At 67.2% G+C, this 17,343-nt stretch carries 17 protein-coding genes; 14 read left to right on the forward strand and 3 right to left on the reverse strand.

Translation table 11 applies throughout. From position 1 onward, the window contains the following. Complete coding sequence (gene secA / locus RBB34_RS12205; protein ID WP_306119502.1) at positions 1-2,871, reverse strand: preprotein translocase subunit SecA; 2,871 nt, start codon at positions 2,869-2,871, stop codon at positions 1-3. 254 nt (positions 2,872-3,125) lie between these two features. Here secA and RBB34_RS12210 point away from each other — a divergent pair, with 254 nt between their 5' ends. The 6 genes from RBB34_RS12210 to RBB34_RS12235 all read left to right on the forward strand — a co-directional run bounded on the left by RBB34_RS12210 (position 3,126) and on the right by RBB34_RS12235 (position 7,225). Next, positions 3,126-4,055, forward strand: coding sequence for a peptidylprolyl isomerase (locus tag RBB34_RS12210; protein WP_306119503.1), 930 nt, complete (start codon positions 3,126-3,128; stop codon positions 4,053-4,055). A 12-nt stretch (positions 4,056-4,067) separates the two neighbouring features. Continuing rightward, positions 4,068-5,300 carry a bifunctional glutamate N-acetyltransferase/amino-acid acetyltransferase ArgJ gene (gene argJ / locus RBB34_RS12215; RefSeq protein WP_306119504.1) on the forward strand — a complete coding sequence of 411 codons (1,233 nt, stop codon included), beginning with the start codon at positions 4,068-4,070 and terminating at the stop codon, positions 5,298-5,300. Between the two features lie 10 nt (positions 5,301-5,310). After that, a complete protein-coding gene (locus tag RBB34_RS12220) occupies positions 5,311-6,072 on the forward strand; it encodes a GNAT family N-acetyltransferase (RefSeq protein ID WP_306119505.1) in 762 nt (253 codons plus the stop codon). Continuing rightward, complete coding sequence (locus RBB34_RS12225; RefSeq protein ID WP_306119506.1) at positions 6,038-6,490, forward strand: (deoxy)nucleoside triphosphate pyrophosphohydrolase; 453 nt, start codon at positions 6,038-6,040, stop codon at positions 6,488-6,490. The genes RBB34_RS12220 and RBB34_RS12225 overlap by 35 nt, the downstream gene beginning before the upstream one ends. Before the next feature lie 140 nt (positions 6,491-6,630). Next, positions 6,631-6,936, forward strand: a complete 306-nt coding sequence (locus RBB34_RS12230) for a hypothetical protein (RefSeq protein ID WP_306119507.1) — start codon at positions 6,631-6,633, stop codon at positions 6,934-6,936. Positions 6,937-7,057: 121 nt separating this feature from the next. After that, positions 7,058-7,225, forward strand: coding sequence for a Flp family type IVb pilin (locus tag RBB34_RS12235; protein ID WP_306119508.1), 168 nt, complete (start codon positions 7,058-7,060; stop codon positions 7,223-7,225). A gap of 38 nt (positions 7,226-7,263) precedes the next feature. Here the strand turns inward: RBB34_RS12235 and RBB34_RS12240 are convergent, their stop codons facing one another. Next, on the reverse strand, positions 7,264-8,103 hold the full coding sequence (locus RBB34_RS12240) for a methyltransferase domain-containing protein (RefSeq protein WP_306119509.1): 840 nt from the start codon (positions 8,101-8,103) through the stop codon (positions 7,264-7,266). Between the two features lie 45 nt (positions 8,104-8,148). Between RBB34_RS12240 and RBB34_RS12245 the strand changes: the two genes are divergently transcribed. The 4 genes from RBB34_RS12245 (at position 8,149) to RBB34_RS12260 (ending at position 10,523) form a co-directional block, all read left to right on the forward strand. Beyond that, complete coding sequence (locus RBB34_RS12245; protein ID WP_306119573.1) at positions 8,149-8,892, forward strand: ComF family protein; 744 nt, start codon at positions 8,149-8,151, stop codon at positions 8,890-8,892. A gap of 90 nt (positions 8,893-8,982) precedes the next feature. Then, positions 8,983-9,240 (forward strand): glutaredoxin 3, encoded by a 258-nt coding sequence (grxC, locus tag RBB34_RS12250; RefSeq protein ID WP_306119510.1) that lies wholly within the window; start codon positions 8,983-8,985, stop codon positions 9,238-9,240. A 6-nt stretch (positions 9,241-9,246) separates the two neighbouring features. Continuing rightward, a complete protein-coding gene (locus tag RBB34_RS12255) occupies positions 9,247-10,089 on the forward strand; it encodes a carbon-nitrogen hydrolase family protein (RefSeq protein ID WP_306119511.1) in 843 nt (280 codons plus the stop codon). Continuing rightward, positions 10,086-10,523 carry a DUF1178 family protein gene (locus RBB34_RS12260; RefSeq protein WP_306119512.1) on the forward strand — a complete coding sequence of 146 codons (438 nt, stop codon included), beginning with the start codon at positions 10,086-10,088 and terminating at the stop codon, positions 10,521-10,523. Before RBB34_RS12255 ends, RBB34_RS12260 begins: the two co-directional genes overlap by 4 nt. A 65-nt stretch (positions 10,524-10,588) precedes the next feature. Here the strand turns inward: RBB34_RS12260 and ubiG are convergent, their stop codons facing one another. Continuing rightward, a complete protein-coding gene (gene ubiG, locus RBB34_RS12265) occupies positions 10,589-11,326 on the reverse strand; it encodes a bifunctional 2-polyprenyl-6-hydroxyphenol methylase/3-demethylubiquinol 3-O-methyltransferase UbiG (protein WP_306119513.1) in 738 nt (245 codons plus the stop codon). Positions 11,327-11,482: 156 nt separating this feature from the next. Here ubiG and RBB34_RS12270 point away from each other — a divergent pair, with 156 nt between their 5' ends. The 4 genes from RBB34_RS12270 to prmC are packed head-to-tail and all read left to right on the forward strand — an operon-like array spanning position 11,483 to position 17,070. Beyond that, entirely contained in the window at positions 11,483-12,757 is a 1,275-nt protein-coding gene (locus RBB34_RS12270; RefSeq protein ID WP_306119514.1) for an aspartate kinase, read from the forward strand. A gap of 56 nt (positions 12,758-12,813) precedes the next feature. Beyond that, positions 12,814-15,096, forward strand: a complete 2,283-nt coding sequence (gene ptsP, locus RBB34_RS12275; protein ID WP_306119515.1) for a phosphoenolpyruvate--protein phosphotransferase — start codon at positions 12,814-12,816, stop codon at positions 15,094-15,096. 33 nt (positions 15,097-15,129) lie between these two features. Beyond that, complete coding sequence (gene prfA, locus RBB34_RS12280) at positions 15,130-16,203, forward strand: peptide chain release factor 1 (RefSeq protein WP_306119516.1); 1,074 nt, start codon at positions 15,130-15,132, stop codon at positions 16,201-16,203. 3 nt (positions 16,204-16,206) lie between these two features. Beyond that, positions 16,207-17,070 carry a peptide chain release factor N(5)-glutamine methyltransferase gene (gene prmC / locus RBB34_RS12285; protein WP_306119517.1) on the forward strand — a complete coding sequence of 288 codons (864 nt, stop codon included), beginning with the start codon at positions 16,207-16,209 and terminating at the stop codon, positions 17,068-17,070. Positions 17,071-17,343 lie beyond the last annotated feature (273 nt).

A 17,343-nucleotide genomic window follows, 5' to 3' on the forward strand; every position in this document is an offset into this window, starting at 1 on the left:
CTATACGAACGCGCCGTGGCAGTGCTTGAATTTCTTGCCCGACCCGCACGGACACGCCTCGTTGCGGCCCACCTTGCCCCAGGTGCTGGGATCGTCGGGATTGCGCTGTTCGGGCGCCACCTGACCGGTCGCCGCCGCGATAATGCCGGCGGCGGTCGCCGAGGTGCGCGCCTCGCGCCCCATTTCTTCCTCGCCCGTCTGCGGGTCGGCGTGATGGCCGACCATTTCCGGCACCTCCGGCTCGGGCGCCTTTGCCGCCTCCTGCACGATCTCGACGCGCATCATCTGCGCGGTGACCATCTTGCGCAGATTGGCGAGCATGGCCTGGAACAGCTCGAAGGCCTCGGACTTGTACTCCTGCAGCGGGTCGCGCTGGCCGTAGCCGCGGAAGCCGATCACCGAGCGCAGATGGTCCAGATTGACCAGATGCTCGCGCCACAGATGATCGAGCGTCTGCAGGATGATGGACTTTTCGACATAGGCCATGATCTCGGCGCCGAAGCGCTCGCTGCGCTCGGCGGCGGCCTTGTCGGCGGCCGCGGTCAGCCGCTCCAGGATGTCGTCCTCGGCGATGCCCTCCTCTTCGGCCCAGGCCTCGATCGGCAGGTCGAGATTGAGCGTCTTGAGCACCTCTTCCTTCAGGCCCTTGACATCCCACTGCTCGGCATAGGCCTTTTCGGGAATGTGCTCGGTGACCATGGTCTCGATCACCTCGTGGCGCATCTCGGTGACCGTCTCGGCGACGTTTTCGCCGTCCATCAGCTCGAGCCGCTGCTCGAAGACGACCGTGCGCTGGTCGTTCATCACATCGTCGAACTTGAGCAGGTTCTTGCGGATGTCGAAATTGCGCGCCTCGACCTTCTTCTGCGCCTTCTCCAGCGCCTTGTTGATCCAGGGATGGACGATCGCCTCGCCCTCCTGCAGGCCGAGTTTCTTGAGCATGCCGTCCATGCGGTCCGAGCCGAAAATGCGCATCAGGTCGTCCTGAAGCGACAGGTAGAACTTCGACTTGCCCGGATCGCCCTGCCGGCCCGACCGGCCGCGCAACTGGTTGTCGATGCGCCGGCTTTCGTGCCGCTCGGTGGCGAGCACATACAGCCCGCCGGCTTCCAGCGCCTGCTGCGTGAGCTTTTCGACCTCGGCCTCGATCGCCTCCTGCCGGGCCCGGCGCTCGTCGCCCTCGGGCATGTCGCCCAGCTCCTGCGCCACGCGCATCTCGGCATTGCCGCCCAGCTTGATGTCGGTGCCGCGCCCGGCCATGTTGGTGGCGATCGTCACTGCGCCGGGCACGCCGGCCTGGGCGACGATGAACGCCTCGCGCTCGTGCTGGCGGGCATTGAGCACCTCGTGCTTGACCCCACCGGCCTTGAGCGCCGCGTTGACGTGCTCGAGCGCACCTTCAAGGAACGAGCGCAACTCCGGCTCCTTGCCGGCCTTGAGTGCATCGAGCCGTTTCTTCAGCCGCTCGGCGAGCTCCTTGAGGAACTTCTTGTCGGTGAGCATGCGCGACAGCACTTCCGACTTCTCGATCGAGGTCGTGCCGACCAGGACCGGCTGGCCGCGGCTCTGGCTGTCGATGATGTCGAGCACCACCGCATCGTACTTCTCCTCGACCGTGCGATAGACCTCGTCATCCTCGTCGGCGCGGATCACCGGCACGTTGGTCGGGATCTCGACCACGCCCAGCCCGTAGATGTTGCCGAACTCCTCGGCTTCGGTCGCCGCCGTGCCGGTCATGCCGGCCAGCTTGTCGTACATCCGGAAATAGTTCTGGAAGGTGACCGAGGCCAGCGTCTGGTTCTCGGGCTGGATCGTCACCTGTTCCTTGGCCTCGAGCGCCTGGTGCAGCCCTTCGGAGAAGCGGCGGCCGGGCATCTGGCGGCCGGTGAACTCGTCGATGATGATCAGATCGTCGCCCTTGACGATGTAGTCCTTGTCGCGCTGGAACAGCTTGTGCGCCTTGAGCGCATTGTTCAGGTGGTGGACCACCGAGACGTTCTCGACGTCATAAAGGTTCTCGCCCTTCAGAAGACCGGCTTCCTCGAGCATGCGCTCGACCTTCTCGGTACCCTCCTCGGTGAAGGTCGCCGAACGCTGCTTCTCGTCGATGGTGTAGTCGTCTTCGGCGAGCCCGGGAATGAACTTGTCGATCTGGACATAGAGCTCGGAGCGGTCCTCGAGCGGACCGGAGATGATCAGCGGCGTGCGCGCCTCGTCGATCAGGATGGAGTCCACCTCGTCGATGATGGCATAGGCATGGCCGCGCTGAACCATCTGCGCGCGCTCGTACTTCATGTTGTCGCGCAGATAATCGAAACCGAACTCGTTGTTGGTGCCATAGGTGACATCGCAGCCATAGGCCGCCTTGCGCGCCGCATCGTCCATGCCGTGCACGATCACGCCGACGCTCAGGCCGAGAAACCCGTAAAGCCGCCCCATCCACTCGGCGTCGCGCCGGGCCAGATAGTCGTTCACCGTGACGACGTGAACTCCCTTGCCGGTCAATGCATTCAGATACACAGGCAGGGTGGCGACCAGCGTCTTGCCCTCGCCGGTGCGCATTTCCGCAATGGAGCCCTCATGCAACACCATGCCGCCGATCAGCTGAACGTCGAAGGGACGCATGCCGACCGCGCGCACCGAAGCCTCGCGAACGACCGCGAATGCCTCGACCAGAAGGTCGTCGAGCTTGGCGCCCTGCTCGAGCCGCTCGCGGAACTCGCCGGTCTTGGCGCGCAGTTCCTCGTCGCTGAGGGCCTGCATCTGCGGCTCGAGGGCACTGATCTGGGCAACGCGCGGCCGCTCGGATTTCACACGCCTGTCATTGGAGCTTCCGAATATCTTGCGGGCAAATCCGGCAAAACTGACCATGGACTACGGCCTTTCGATCAATTGAAGGGCGACCTTGCAGAATCCGGGCGGCACGCAATCAACGAAGGCGCAGCGCGCCTTGTCAGAACACCCAAAATGCACGGTGGACGCCGGGTTGGGGGACAGATAAGAGTGGCACAAATGCTTGTCAACGCTGCCCGGCCGCCCCGCTCCCGGGTGATCGCCGCCGGTCGCGCCGGTGGCACCAGACCAATCAAGGAACCCGAACCGAACCCGCAAAGGACCGGTGAACCATGAATTTACGCCTCCACTCGACGAAACGCCACGGGATCGCCAAGGCGTTCGCCCTCGCCATGAGCCTGGCCGTGCCGCTGGGAATCGGCGGCACCGCCCACGCCCAGGACGAGACCGAGGCCGCCGCGCCCGATCCGGACGCGGTGATCGGCACGATCGCCGGCGAGGAGGTGACCAATCGCGACATCGCCTTTGCGATCGGCGATCTGGCCGACCAGCTCGGCCAGGTGCCGCCCGCCCAGCAGCGCTTCGCCGCGCTGATGGCGCTGATCGACATCAAGCTTATGGCTGAGGGCGCCGAACGGGCCGAGATGGACGAGACCGAAGCGTTTCAGGCCCGTCTGGACTTCCTGCGCGACCGCGCCTTGCACAACGCCTACTTCCAGTCCGAGGTCGTCGACGAGATCGACGAGGAAGACGTACGCGCCCGCTATGACAGCGAGATCGCTTCGGCGCCCGCCGAGAACGAGATCCGCGCGCGGCACATTCTGGTCGAGACCCGCGAGGACGCCGAGGCGGTCATCGACGCGCTCGAGGGCGGCGCCGACTTCGCCGAACTGGCCGCCGAACGCTCGACCGGGCCGTCCGGACCGCGCGGCGGCGATCTGGGCTACTTCACGCGCGGCCGCATGGTCGAGCCTTTCGAGCAGGCCGCGTTCGAACTCGATCCGGGCAGCTTCACGCAGGAGCCGGTGCAGACCGATTTCGGCTGGCACGTCATCAAGGTCGAGGATCGCCGCCCGGTGCAGCCGCCGCCATTCGAACAGGTCTCGCAGCAGGTCCGCTCGCTGCTTCTGCGCGAGAGATACATGGATCTTTTGCAGGATCTGCGCGAGAGCGCCGAAATCGACATCAACGATCCCGAGCTCAAGGCCGCCTATGACGCGGCGATCGCCGCCGGCGTCAACGCGCCGTCCGAGCCCCAATAAGGCTCGCCGCCGATGACGCTGCCGCGATCGCCTCTGGCGCCGGCCGTGCCGGCGACACTGCCGGCAATCGATGGCGTGCGACTGGCCGCCGCCGAGGCCGGCATCAAGTATCGGGGCCGCAAGGACCTCATGGTGATGGTGTTCGACGCCCCGGCGGCCGTCGCCGGCGTGTTCACCCAGTCGCGCTGCCCGTCGGCGCCGGTCGACCTGTGCCGCACCCATCTGGCCGGCGGTGTCGCGCGCGTGCTCGTCGTCAATGCCGGCAACGCCAACGCCTTCACCGGCAGGAAGGGTGTCGAGGCGACGGCGCTGACCGCCGCGATGGCCGCGGCGGCCACCGGCTGCGAGACGAACGCGGTGTTCCTGTCCTCGACCGGCGTCATCGGCGAACCGCTCGACGCCTCGCGCCTGGACGGGGTGCTGCAGGCAACCCTTCAGGCGGCAGGGCCCGATGGCTGGCGCGCCGCCGCCGAGGCCATCATGACGACGGACACCTTTCCCAAGCTGGCAACGCGCAGCGTTGCGCTGGGCGAGGGCAGCGTCACGATCAACGGCATCGCCAAGGGCTCGGGCATGATCGCCCCGGACATGGCGACCATGCTGGCCTATGTCGTCACCGATGCGCCGATCACTGCCCCGCTGCTTCAGGCGCTGCTCGACGGCCATGTGACGACGACGTTCAACGCCATCACCGTCGATTCCGACACCTCCACCTCCGACACGGTGCTCGCCTTTGCCACCGGCACGGCGGGCATCGCGCCGATCGAGCATGTCGACGATCCGCGTTTCCTGCGGTTTTCCGAAGCGTTGCATGCGATCATGCAGGATCTGGCGCTTCAGATCGTGCGCGACGGCGAGGGCGCGCGCAAGCTGATGCGCGTTGAGGTCTCGGGCGCGGTCTCGGACGGCTCGGCGCGCCGCATCGCGCTGTCGGTTGCCAACTCGCCGCTGGTCAAGACGGCGCTGGCCGGCGAGGACGCCAATTGGGGCCGCATCGTCATGGCCGTCGGCAAGGCGGGCGAGCCGGCCGAACGCGACCTTCTGGACATCGCCTTCGGCGACCTGCCGGCCGCGCAGGCCGGCGAGCGTGCGGCGCACTATGACGAAGCGGCGATGAGCCGGTACATGAAGTCCGCCGAGATCGTGATCGCGATCGATCTTCATCTGGGCGAGGGCGCGTTCACCGCCTGGGGCTGCGACCTGACCAAGGACTATGTTGCCATCAATGGCGATTATCGGAGTTGAAAGGCCGCAAATGCCCAACCTCGCCACGGTTCGCCGCATGGAAGCGATCGGCTTTCGCGCCTGGCCGGCGGCGAGCGTGCATTATGACGGCAGCTGGGCGATCCGGCTGACGGCCAGCCATCCCTCGCGCCGGCTGAACTCGGTCAATCCGCTCGACCCGGCCGACAGTCGCGACATCGAGCAGCGCATCGCGCGCATCGAGAAGCGCTTTGAAGCCTATTTGCGACCGGTCGTGTTCCGGCTGTCGCCGCTGGCGCCGGCCTCGCTGCAGGCGCATCTGAACGCCGAGGGCTGGCTGCGCGCCGACGAGACCCGGGTGATGACCGCCCGGCTCGACGAGATGGATCTGCACGGCAGCTACGACCTTCTTCCGCTGCGCGATGTCGGCCACTTCGTGGACGCCTCCATCGCGTTGCACGGTGCCGGGGCAGTCAGCAAGGCCGGCATGACGGAACTGCTGGAGTCGATCCGGCCGCGCCGGGGCATGTTCGTGCTCGCCGACGCGGAAGGGCCCACGGCGACCGCCCTGTGCGTGCACGACAACGAGATGGCCGGCCTGTTCGACATCACCGTCCGACGCGGCGCCCGCAATCGCGGCTATGGCCGTTCGATCGTGCGCGCCGCGCTCAGATGGGCTGCGGCGCAGGGCGCGCGGACCGGCTGGCTGCAGGTCGAGGACGCCAACACCGCCGCCGTGGGCCTGTACGAGCGCATGGGGTTCGAGGAGATCTATCGCTATGTCTACCGCACCCGCCCCGACCAGGACCCCTGACGTGCAGGCAACGTCGCGCTTGCCGCTCATGCTCGTCGCCGCCTGCGCGCTCGTGGACCGGGACAACCGCGTGCTGATCAGCCGGCGACCGGACGGCAAGGCGATGGCCGGGCTTTGGGAATTCCCGGGCGGCAAGTTCGAGGCCGACGAAACGCCCGAGGCGGCGCTGGTGCGCGAGCTGCGCGAGGAACTGGGCATTCTCACCGAACCGGCCTGCCTGGCGCCACTGACCTTCGCCAGCCACAGCTATACCGACTTTCATCTGCTGATGCCGCTTTACGTCTGCCGCAAATATGACGGCATCCCGCGGCCGCTTGAGAACCAGACGCTGAAATGGGTGCGTGCGCGTCAATTGCGCGAGTATCCGATGCCCGAGGCCGATGCGCCGCTGATTCCGGCGCTCGAGGAGCTTCTTTAGCGACCCCGTGCAACCGCGCCGCCACCGTCGCGTGAAACCGGCGTTAATCAATCATTTAGCGTGTCGTGGCAATTTGATTGACACGGGGTCGTTCGGGCAAGGTTGCGTCCCCGGTTTGCGCGGTATACGGGGTGCGTCCGATGCAAGACGACGATCAATGGCTTGAAACGAGCGCCTGGACACGCTCGCGCATGCTCGACTGGAGCAACGGGGCGATCCGCGCCAGCATGCTGTTCGGCGTTCTTGCCATCGCCATGGCGCTGTTCGTGACGCCGCTGCTCGACCGCGGCGCGCGCAACCTGACTGGCGCGGCCGGGATCGACATGATCACCACCGCCTCGACACCGAACCGTTCGAGCTACACGGTTCGCCGCAGCGTGCTGCAGCCCTCGCCGGCATCGGTGTGCATCATACGCGCCGACGGCACGCGCTCGGGCGACTGTTGAATCCGATCGCTCCGGTCAATCGCCCGTTCACCAATTCGGCAAAGGCCTGCTGGCTTCGGCGCGGCCATTAACCACTTTTAACCGACGCACCTTACGATGACGTCGCGTGAGAGAGGTTAGCATGCTGCATCGGTTCTTCACAGACGAGCAAGGCGCGACCGCGGTCGAATACGCGCTGGTCGCCAGCCTTGTGACGCTGGTCGCCCTGGGCGGTTTCCAGTTCGTCGGCACCTCGGTGACCAACATGTTCAACTCCAACGAGTCGCAGATTCTGCAGGCGATGGACTGACCGGCCGAGACCGGGTCCCGCCCTTCCCCCTTCACCGGTCAACCGCCACTGCGGTCCTTCAGAGCATCGGCCAGGCTGTGCGTCGCACTGCCCGGCGCCAGCGGCCGGGGCTGGCTCTCCGAGGGCGCCCATCCCGACATCCACACGAAGGCGAAGCTGGCGCGCACCCGCCCGTCCGGGTCGGCGTGATCGTCGGCATAGCGCCGCTCCGCCTCGAAGAAGACCCGCCTGGGCGTCGGGTTGCGGCGCCGGGCCAGCAGCGTGTTGGTGGCGCCCATCGCACGCAGATCGGCCATCAGATCGAACATGGTGTCATAGCGCACATCGATCGCATCGGTGTCGGTCACCGGCATGGCCAGGCCCGCCCGTTGCAGAAGCGCGCCGGCATCGCGCACATCCATGAAGGGCAGCACGCGCGGGCTCGCCCCGCCCGTCACCGCCGTCTCGGCCTCGAGCAGGCTCTTGCGCAGTTCGGCGAGCGTCCCGCTCGCGGGCACGCAGGCCAGCAGCAGGCCGTCGGGCTCGAGGACCCGCCGCATCTGGATCAGCAGGCCGGGCACGTCGTCGACCTGGTGCAGATGCATCAGCGAAACGATCAGATCGGCCGAGCGCGGGTCCGCGACGAGCACCTCCGCCTCGTCCACGACCGCCGGTTCGGCCTTTGCCACCTTTCCCGAGGCGGCAAGCCGCGCGCACACCCTTTCGGCCAGTGGCCCGACGGCCAGCGCCCGCGCGAAATCGCGCCGGACGACGGCCAGGCGGTCGGACAGCTCGTCGAGCGCGCGCGCGAACAGGACATCGGCGCCGGGCACCGCCAGCCGCTCGGCGCGCGCCCGGTTTGCCGCCACCTGCTTTTTGTCGATAATGGGTTTGGTCAAGACCGCTGGCTCCGATCGGGTGCGGGAGGCGATGAATTGTTGCAGATGCGTCAATGGGCGCACAAGGCAAGCCGTGCAACCGCCGCGGTGCTGTTCCCCGACGCTTGCCTTGCCTGTGGCCGGCATGTCGACCGCCAGGGCGGACTGTGCACGCAGTGCTGGCCGCAGATCGCCTTCATCGAGCGTCCCTATTGCGCCGTGACGGGCGCGCCCTTCGCCCATGATTTCGGCGACATGCTGGTCTCGGCCGAGGCAATGGCCAACCCGCCCGACTACGAGCGCGCACGGGCGGCGTGCGTGCATGCCGCCATTGCACGGCAGTTGGCCACCCGCCTCAAATATGGGGACCGGACGCACCTTGCGCCATGGATGGCGCGATGGATGGTCCGCGCCGGGGCCGATCTGCTCGCCGACTGCGACGTCATCGTGCCGGTGCCGCTGCACCGGCTGCGGTTCTGGCGGCGACGCTACAACCAGTCCGCCGAACTGGCCCGAGCCGTCGGCGCACGCACGGGCCTGCCCATGCAGCCGGCCGCGCTCGTGCGCCGCCGCGCGACCCGGCCGCAGGTCGGCCTGACCGCAAGACAGCGCGACGCCAATGTGCGCGGCGTCTTCGCCGTGCCCGAGGGCGGGCGCATCGCTGTGGCCGGCCGGCGCATCCTGCTGATCGACGACGTGCTGACGACGGGCGCGACGATCAACGCCGCCGCCCGCGCGCTCAATCGGGCCGGCGCCACGGGGGTGGACGTGCTGACGTTTTCGCGCGTCGTGCCCGGCCGCGACGGCTGAAGCGCCCGCCCGGCGGCACGCGGGGCCTTTCCCGGCGCGCCAGGCCCGCCTATATGCGGTGCGAAACCAACGCGATCGGGATCGAGCGACATGGCGCAAGTGACCATCTACACCCGCAAGATGTGCGGCTTTTGCACCGCGGCCAAGCGGCTTCTCGACGCCAAGGGCGTGGCCTATCGCGAGCATGACGCGACCTTCGATCCCGCCCTCAAGCGCGAGATGATCCAGAAGGCGAACGGCCGGTCGACCTTTCCGCAGATCTTCATCGGCCAGACGCATGTCGGCGGCTGCGACGATCTGATGGCCATGGAACGGGCGGGCAAGCTCGACCCGCTCCTGGCCGCATAGGCCCCCATGCGCGTCGCCGCCATCCAGATGCGCTCGGGCACCGATGTCGCCCGCAACGTCGCCGATTTCACCGAGCTGGTGGCCGAGGCGGCGGCCGGCGGCGCGGACTATGTGCAAACGCCCGAAATGACCGGCCTGGTGCAGAAGGACCGCGCCGCGCTGATGGCCGCGATCGCCGATCAGGCCGGCGATCCGCTGTTCGCGCGCGCCTCGCAACTGGCGGCCGATCACCGCCTGTGGCTGCATGTCGGCTCCACCCCTGTCGCCCGCGATGGCGGAAGGGTCGCCAACCGGGCGGCGCTCTTTGCGCCCGATGGCGGGCTTGCGGCGACCTATGACAAGATCCACATGTTCGATGTCGATCTGGACCATGGCGAGAGCTGGCGCGAATCGGCCATCTACGCGCCGGGCGACCGCATGGTGATCTGCGGCATTGACGGCACCACGGTCGGACTTGCGATCTGCTATGATCTGCGCTTTGCGCATCTGTTCCGCGACCTGGCGATGGCGGGCGCGACGGTCTTGACCGCGCCGGCGGCCTTCACCCGGCAGACCGGCCAGGCGCACTGGCACGTGCTGCTGCGCGCCCGCGCGATCGAAAATGGCGCCTTCATGATCGCCGCCGCGCAGGGCGGGGATCATGAGGACGGGCGCCAGACCTATGGCCATTCGATGATCGTCGATCCCTGGGGGCGGATCGTTGCCGAAAAGGCCGATGACGAACCCGGCGTGATCGCCGCCACGATCGACCTTTCGGAAGTCGGCGCCGCGCGCGCCAGAATACCCAGTCTCAGGAACGCCCGCGGCTATGGCGGCCAACCTGAACAAGAAGATGGGACGAACCGGTGAAATTCACGCTGCATTGCGACAACGCCCATGATTTCGAGGCGTGGTTCCGCTCGAACGACGATTACGAGACGCAGGCCCGGCGCGGCTTCGTCGAATGCCCGGTCTGCGGCTCGAACCAGGTGCAAAAGGCGCTGATGGCGCCGGCCATCGCCACCGGCCGCGCCAAGGACGAGCGCAAGCAGGCGATCATGGTCGCCGCCGGCAAGGCGATGCAGCGCGAACTGATGCAGAAGATGCGCGAGATCACCCGCCAGGTGAAGGACAATGCCGACAATGTCGGCGCGCGCTTTCCCGAGGAGGCGCGCAAGATGCATTATGGCGAGACCGACGCCAAGCCGATCTACGGCACGGCGACGACCGACGAGGTCGAAAGCCTGGTCGACGAGGGTGTCGAGATCATGCCGCTGGTCGATCTGCCCGAGGAGCAGAACTGACGGCGTGATGGCGATGCATGACCGATCGGCGCGAGCGCGTCGGGCGCTCATCGGAATTGCCCGGATCACTTTGCCCGCTTCGCCACGACCATGTAGTTGACGTCCATGTCCCTGGACAACCGCCACGCGTCGGCGAGCGGGGCGTAGGACACGCCCGAGCGCGCAAAGACCTGCATGCCCGTGCCAGACAGCGCGGCGTCGATCTCGCCGGGTCGGACCAGCCGCTCGTATTGATGCGTGCCCCTCGGCAGCCAGCCCAGCACGTATTCGGCGCCGATGATCGCCAGGCCCCAGGCCTTCATCGTGCGGTTGATGGTGGCGATGAACATCAGCCCGCCCGGCCGCACCATCGCCGCGCAGGACTTCAGGAACAGCTCGACATCCGCGACGTGCTCGACGACCTCCATGTTCAGGATCACGTCGAACGTCTCGCCGGCCTCCTGAAGCGCTTCGGAGGTCGTGGCGCGGTAGTCGATGCCTAGGCCCGAATAGTCGGCATGCAGCTTCGCCACCTCGATATTGGTTTCCGACGCATCGGCGCCCACGACCTCGGCGCCGAGCCGCGCCATCGGCTCGCTGAGCAGCCCGCCGCCGCAGCCGATGTCGAGAAGCCGCAGGCCCGCCAACGGCTTCTCGCCCTTGGGATCGGTGCCGTAATGTGTCGCCACGGTGTCACGGATATAGGTCAGCCGCACCGGGTTGAACTTGTGCAGCGGTCTGAATTTGCCCTTGGGGTTCCACCACTCCTCGGCAAGCTTGGAAAAACGGTCCACCTCGGCCTGGTCGACGGTGGTTTCGGTCATCATCGCGCTCCGTCCTGCGTTTTCCTATCAACTCGGGCGCCCGCCGCGGCAAGTCAAGCCGTCCACGGCGACGCATGAGCGCCCTGCTTGCGGGCGCGGGCGCATTTCGCTATGCACCGCCCAACCCCGATCCGCCGCACGCGCACGCTTCATCCAATGGCCCGCATCGTCATGAAATTCGGCGGCACCTCCGTCGCCGATCTGGACCGCATCTGCAATGTGGCCCGCCACGTCAAGCGCGAGGTCGATGCCGGCCACCAGGTCGCCGTGGTGGTGTCGGCCATGGCCGGCAGGACCAACGAACTGGTCGGCTGGGTCGAGAAGATGCCGATCGTCGCCGGCGCCAATGCCTCCTTCTACGACGCGCGCGAATACGACACCATCGTCTCTTCCGGCGAACAGGTGACCAGCGGCCTGCTCGCCATCGCGCTGCAATCGATGGGCGTCGACGCGCGTTCCTGGCAGGGCTGGCAGATTCCGCTGAGGACCGACAGCGCCCACGGGGCGGCGCGCATCGACGCGATCGACAGCGCCCGGCTGATCGAGCGCTTCGAGATGGGCCAGGTGGCGGTCATAGCCGGCTTTCAGGGCATCGGCCCGGACAACCGCATCGCCACGCTCGGCCGGGGCGGTTCGGACACCAGCGCGGTCGCCGTCGCCGCCGCCGTCGGCGCCGACCGCTGCGACATCTACACCGATGTCGACGGCGTCTACACCACCGACCCGCGCGTCGAACCCAAGGCGCGCCGGCTCGCCCGGGTATCGTTCGAGGAAATGCTGGAAATGGCCTCGCTCGGCGCCAAGGTGCTGCAGGTGCGCTCGGTCGAAATGGCGATGGTCCACAATGTGCGCACCTTCGTGCGCTCCAGTTTCGAGGCCCCCGACGCGCCGGGCATGGGCGATTTCGACAATCCGCCCGGAACGCTGATCTGCAGTGAGGACGAGATCTTGGAACACGAAACCGTCACCGGCATCGCCTATGCCAAGGACGAGGCCCAGATTTCGCTGCGTCGCCTGGAAGACCGGCCCGGCGTTTCGGCGGCGATCTTCGGTCCGCTGGCCGAAAGCGGCATCAATGTCGACATGATCGTTCAGAACATCTCCGCCGACGGCACCTACACGGACATGACCTTCACCGTGCCCTCGGGCGATGTCGACAAGGCACTGGTCGCGCTCGAGGCCAACAAGGACGCCATCGGCTATGACACGGTCCAGTCCGAGACCGGGCTGGCCAAGGTCTCGGTCATCGGCATCGGCATGCGCAGCCATGCCGGCGTTGCGGCGACCGCCTTCCGCGCGCTTGCGGACAAGTCGATCAACATTCGCGCCATCACGACGTCCGAGATCAAGATCTCGATCCTGATCGACGGTCCGTATGCCGAACTGGCCGTGCGCACGCTTCATGGCGTCTACGGGCTCGACAAGGTCTGACGCCCCGGTCCAGATTGGCACAGGACCAGACCCGGCGTCATGAGGGGCCGAACGCGATGCGCGACCAATTGCGCGACAAGGATGCCAGCTCGCGGCTGCTGCTCAAGCGGATCCGCGAGATCATGGCCGAGCCGCTCGCCCCGCAGGACCGGCTCGACCGCATGGTTGGCCAGATCGCCCAGTCGCTGGTCGCCGAGGTGTGCTCGGTCTATGCGCTGCGCGCCGACGGCGTGCTCGAGCTCTATGCCACGATCGGTCTGAACCCCAACGCGGTGCACCTGTCGCAGCTGCGCCTCGGCCAGGGCCTGGTCGGCACCATTGCGGCCGCCTCGCGCCCGCTCAACCTGGCCGAGGCGCAAAAGCATCCCGCCTTCGAATATCTGCCCGAGACCGGCGAGGAGCTCTATCACTCCTTCCTTGGCGTGCCGATCCTGCGTGCCGGCCGCACGCTGGGGGTGCTCGTCGTGCAGAACGAGGCGCACCGGGTCTATGGCGACGACGAGGCCGAAGCGCTGGAGACCGTCGCCATGGTCATCGGCGAGATGATCGCCACCGGCGACCTGAAGAGCCTGTCGTCGACCGGGGTCGAACTCGATCTCGCCAAGCCGGTCACGCTGCACGGCGCCGCTTTGTCCGAGGGCATCGGCCTTGGCCATGTGGTGCTGCACGAACCACGCGTGGTCGTCACCAACCTGTTCAACGACGACACCGAGGCCGAGCTCGGCCGGCTCGCCCGTGCCCTGTCCGGCCTGCGTCTGACCATCGACGACATGCTCTCGCGCGGCGATGTCGCGTTCGAGGGCGAGCATCGCGATGTTCTGGAAACCTATCGCATGTTCGCCCATGACAAGGGCTGGGTCGACCGCATGGAAGAGGCGATCCGCAACGGGCTGACCGCCGAGGCGGGCGTCGAGAAGGTGCAAAGCGACATGCGCGCGCGCATGGGCACCATCACCGACCCCTATCTGCGCGAGCGCATGAGCGATTTCGACGATCTGGCCAATCGCCTGCTGCGCCAATTGATCAGCGGCGATGCCAGCCATCGGGCGCGCTCGCTTCCGGGCGACGCCATCATCGTGGCGCGCAATATGGGGGCGGCCGAACTGCTCGACTATCCGCGCGAACGGGTGCGCGGGCTGGTGCTCGAGCATGGCGCGCCGACAAGCCATGTGGTGATCGTCGCGCGCGCCATGGGCATTCCCGTCGCCGGCCACATCAAGGGCGTCGTCGCCATGGCCAACGCCGCCGACGAGATCATCGTCGACGGCCTTGCCGGGCAGGTGCATCTGCGCCCGCAGCCCGATGTCGAGGCGGCCTATGCCGAAAAGGTGCGGTTCCGCGCGCGGCGCCAGGCCGAATACCGTTCGCTGCGCGCCGAGCCTTCGCTGACCGCCGATGGCGAGCCCTTCTCGCTGCTGATGAATGCCGGCCTGCTCGTCGACCTGCCGCAACTCGAGCAGTCCGGCGCGCAGGGCATCGGGCTGTTCCGCACCGAGTTGCAGTTCATGATCGCGGCCACGTTTCCGCGCGCCGAGGCACAGGAGCGGCTCTACGGCTCGGTCCTCGATGCCGCCGGGCAAAGGCCCGTCACCTTCCGCACGCTCGATATCGGCGGCGACAAGGTGCTGCCCTATTTCCGCAATGCGCCAGAGGAGGAGAACCCGGCGCTCGGCTGGCGCGCCATGCGCCTGGCGCTCGACCGGCCCGGCCTTCTGCGCACCCAGGTGCGCGCGCTGCTCAAGGCGGCGGCGGGCCGCGAGTTGCGCCTCATGCTGCCCATGGTCACCGAACTGGCCGAGATCGACAGGGCGCGCGCCATGATCACGCGCGAGGTCAAGCATCTGTCGCGCTTCGGCCACGGCCTGCCGCTCAAGCTGCGCATCGGCGCCATGCTCGAGGTGCCGTCGCTGCTGTTCGATCTGGACGGGCTGATGGGCAAGGCCGACTTCGTCTCGATCGGCTCGAACGATCTGTTCCAGTTCATGCACGCCGCCGACCGCGGCAATACGCGCATCGCGGACCGGTTCGACACGCTCGGTCCGACATTCCTGCGCGCGCTGAAATCGGCCGCCGACGCCGCCCGCCGGCACGGCACGCCCCTGGCGCTGTGCGGCGAGATGGCAGGCCGGCCGGCCGAGGCGCTGGCGCTGGCCGCGTTGGGGATCACGACACTGTCCATGTCGCCTGCGGCGATCGGGCCGGTCAAGGCGGCACTGATACGGGCCGAGATCGGCACGCTCAGGCAGCGCATGACCGACGCCCTTGAAAGCGGGTCCACCGCCACCGATATCCATCGTCTGATCGGCGAAAGTGCCGACAGCAGCGGCATTGCGCTTTGACTGTCCGCCAAAGGCGGATATCAACCCCACGCCATGATGGAACTGCCGACCGACAAACTCGACCGGATGGTCAAGCGCTTCGACATGCTCGAAGCGCAGATGGCCGAAGGGCCCGACAGCGAAACCTATGTGCGCCTTGCCGCCGAATATGCCGAACTGGAAGGCATTGCCGGCCGGATCCGCGCCTATCGGCACGCGCTGAAGGAGCGCGACGACATCGAGACCATGCTCGACGATCCCGATACGGATGCGGAGATGCGGGCGCTGGCCGAAGCCGAACGGGCCGATATCGCGGCGCGCATCGACGCGCTGGCCGCCGAGATCCGTCTCATGCTGCTGCCGCGCGATGCCGCCGATACGCGCGATGCGATCCTCGAGATCCGCGCCGGCACTGGCGGGCTCGAGGCGGCCCTGTTCGCGGGCGATCTGTTTCGCATGTACGAACGCTATGCCGCCGATCATGGCTGGAAGGTCGAGATCGTCTCGGCATCCGAAGGCGATGCGGGCGGCTACAAGGAGATCGTCGCCCAGGTGTCGGGCCGCGGCGTGTTCTCGAGGCTGAAGTTCGAGTCCGGTGTCCATCGCGTCCAGCGCGTGCCCGAAACCGAGACCGGCGGGCGCATCCATACCTCGGCGGCCACCGTTGCGGTGCTGCCCAAGGCCGAGGAGGTCGACGTCGAGATCAGGAACGAGGACATCCGCATCGACACCATGCGCGCCTCGGGCGCCGGCGGCCAGCACGTCAACACCACCGATTCGGCGGTGCGCATCACGCACGTTCCAACGGGCATCGTCGTCATCCAGTCGGAGAAGTCGCAGCACCAGAACCGTGCCCGGGCCATGGAGATCCTGCGCACCCGGCTTTATGACGAAGAACGCCGCAGGGCCGCCCAGGAGCGCTCGGAGGCGCGGCGGCTGCAAGTGGGTTCGGGCGACAGGTCCGAGCGCATCCGTACCTACAATTTTCCGCAGGGGCGCGTGACCGACCATCGCATCAACCTCACCCTCTACAAGCTCGACCGGGTGATGATGGGCGATCTCGACGAGATCATCGACGCGCTGACCGCCGACCATCAGGCGCAACTCATGACCGGCCAGGACGCCTAGGCCTTGAACGACACGCTTTCACTGCAGGACGCCTATGACGACGCTGTGGCGCATCTGTCGCGGGCCGGCTCGCCCACGCCCGATCTCGACGCGACGCTGCTGGTCGAACACGCAACCGGCCTGACCGCGCTCGACCGGCTCACGCGACCCGGCCAGGCGATCGAACCGCGCCGGCTGCAGACGCTGCGCGATGCCCTCGCCCGGCGCATGGCGCACGAGCCGGTGCACCGGATCATCGGCCGGCGCGAGTTCTACGGGCTGCCGCTGGCGCTGAACGCGCACACGCTCGTGCCGCGTCCGGACACCGAAACGCTGGTCGACCTGGTCCTGCCCTTCGTGCGCGAGCGCGCCGCGGGCAATGGCCGGTGCCGTATCCTCGATCTGGGCACGGGCAGCGGCGCCATCGCGCTGGCCATCCTCAAACAGGTGCCCGAAGCGGTGGCGACCGGCACCGACATTTCGGCCCAGGCGCTCGACATGGCCAGCGCGAATGCCGCCGCGCTCGGGCTTGTGGACCGGTTCACGCCGCTGGTCTCGGACTGGTTCGCCCATGTCGGCGGCGAGTTCGACCTGATCGTCGCCAACCCGCCCTATGTGCCAACCGCGACGATCGCCACGCTCGATCCCGATGTGCGCGACCACGATCCGCTGCGCGCGCTCGACGGCGGCACGGACGGGCTGAACGCCTATGCCATCATCGCCCATGACTGCATCGGGAACCTGGCGCCGGGGGGCCGCGTTGCCGTGGAGATCGGGGCGGGACAGAAACCCGATGTCAGGCGCATCTTCGCCGATCACGGCTTCAAAGCGCTGGCGGTCGCACGGGATCTAAATGGGCGGGATCGCGCACTTTTTTTCGCGCCTTAGGGCTTTTTTGGCGAATTGTCCGCAAAAAGGCCTTGGCAAGCACCGATCCGCTCGCTACCACTAGAGCAGCAAGCCGGCGTCAGCGACGTCTGGCCGACAGGCAATCGACAACAATACCTTTGATATCCGTGTGCGGCGCAGGCGCTGCCGGAGTTCGGTTGCATATGTGTTCATTCGCAGGGGCGATCTGACGATCAGTGGACAGTGCAAGTGTAAGGCTTGCTCAGCATGAGAACCAAGACGATTGGGCCGTTCGCAGTGTTCGAGACGGCG

Source organism: Roseitalea sp. MMSF_3546, from assembly GCF_030732865.1.
In the GTDB taxonomy this organism is placed as follows: Bacteria; Pseudomonadota; Alphaproteobacteria; order Rhizobiales; family Rhizobiaceae; genus Roseitalea.

Bases quoted from the DNA above. Each gene is read 5' to 3' on its own strand.
- secA (WP_306119502.1), bottom strand. From the start codon at position 2,871: ATGGTCAGTTTTGCCGGATTTGCCCGCAAGATATTCGGAAGCTCCAAT.
- RBB34_RS12210 (WP_306119503.1), top strand. From the start codon at position 3,126: ATGAATTTACGCCTCCACTCGACGAAACGCCACGGGATCGCCAAGGCG.
- argJ (WP_306119504.1), top strand. From the start codon at position 4,068: ATGACGCTGCCGCGATCGCCTCTGGCGCCGGCCGTGCCGGCGACACTG.
- RBB34_RS12220 (WP_306119505.1), top strand. From the start codon at position 5,311: ATGCCCAACCTCGCCACGGTTCGCCGCATGGAAGCGATCGGCTTTCGC.
- RBB34_RS12225 (WP_306119506.1), top strand. From the start codon at position 6,038: ATGTCTACCGCACCCGCCCCGACCAGGACCCCTGACGTGCAGGCAACG.
- RBB34_RS12230 (WP_306119507.1), top strand. From the start codon at position 6,631: ATGCAAGACGACGATCAATGGCTTGAAACGAGCGCCTGGACACGCTCG.
- RBB34_RS12235 (WP_306119508.1), top strand. From the start codon at position 7,058: ATGCTGCATCGGTTCTTCACAGACGAGCAAGGCGCGACCGCGGTCGAA.
- RBB34_RS12245 (WP_306119573.1), top strand. From the start codon at position 8,149: ATGCGTCAATGGGCGCACAAGGCAAGCCGTGCAACCGCCGCGGTGCTG.
- grxC (WP_306119510.1), top strand. From the start codon at position 8,983: ATGGCGCAAGTGACCATCTACACCCGCAAGATGTGCGGCTTTTGCACC.
- RBB34_RS12255 (WP_306119511.1), top strand. From the start codon at position 9,247: ATGCGCGTCGCCGCCATCCAGATGCGCTCGGGCACCGATGTCGCCCGC.
- ubiG (WP_306119513.1), bottom strand. From the start codon at position 11,326: ATGACCGAAACCACCGTCGACCAGGCCGAGGTGGACCGTTTTTCCAAG.
- RBB34_RS12270 (WP_306119514.1), top strand. From the start codon at position 11,483: ATGGCCCGCATCGTCATGAAATTCGGCGGCACCTCCGTCGCCGATCTG.
- ptsP (WP_306119515.1), top strand. From the start codon at position 12,814: ATGCGCGACCAATTGCGCGACAAGGATGCCAGCTCGCGGCTGCTGCTC.
- prfA (WP_306119516.1), top strand. From the start codon at position 15,130: ATGATGGAACTGCCGACCGACAAACTCGACCGGATGGTCAAGCGCTTC.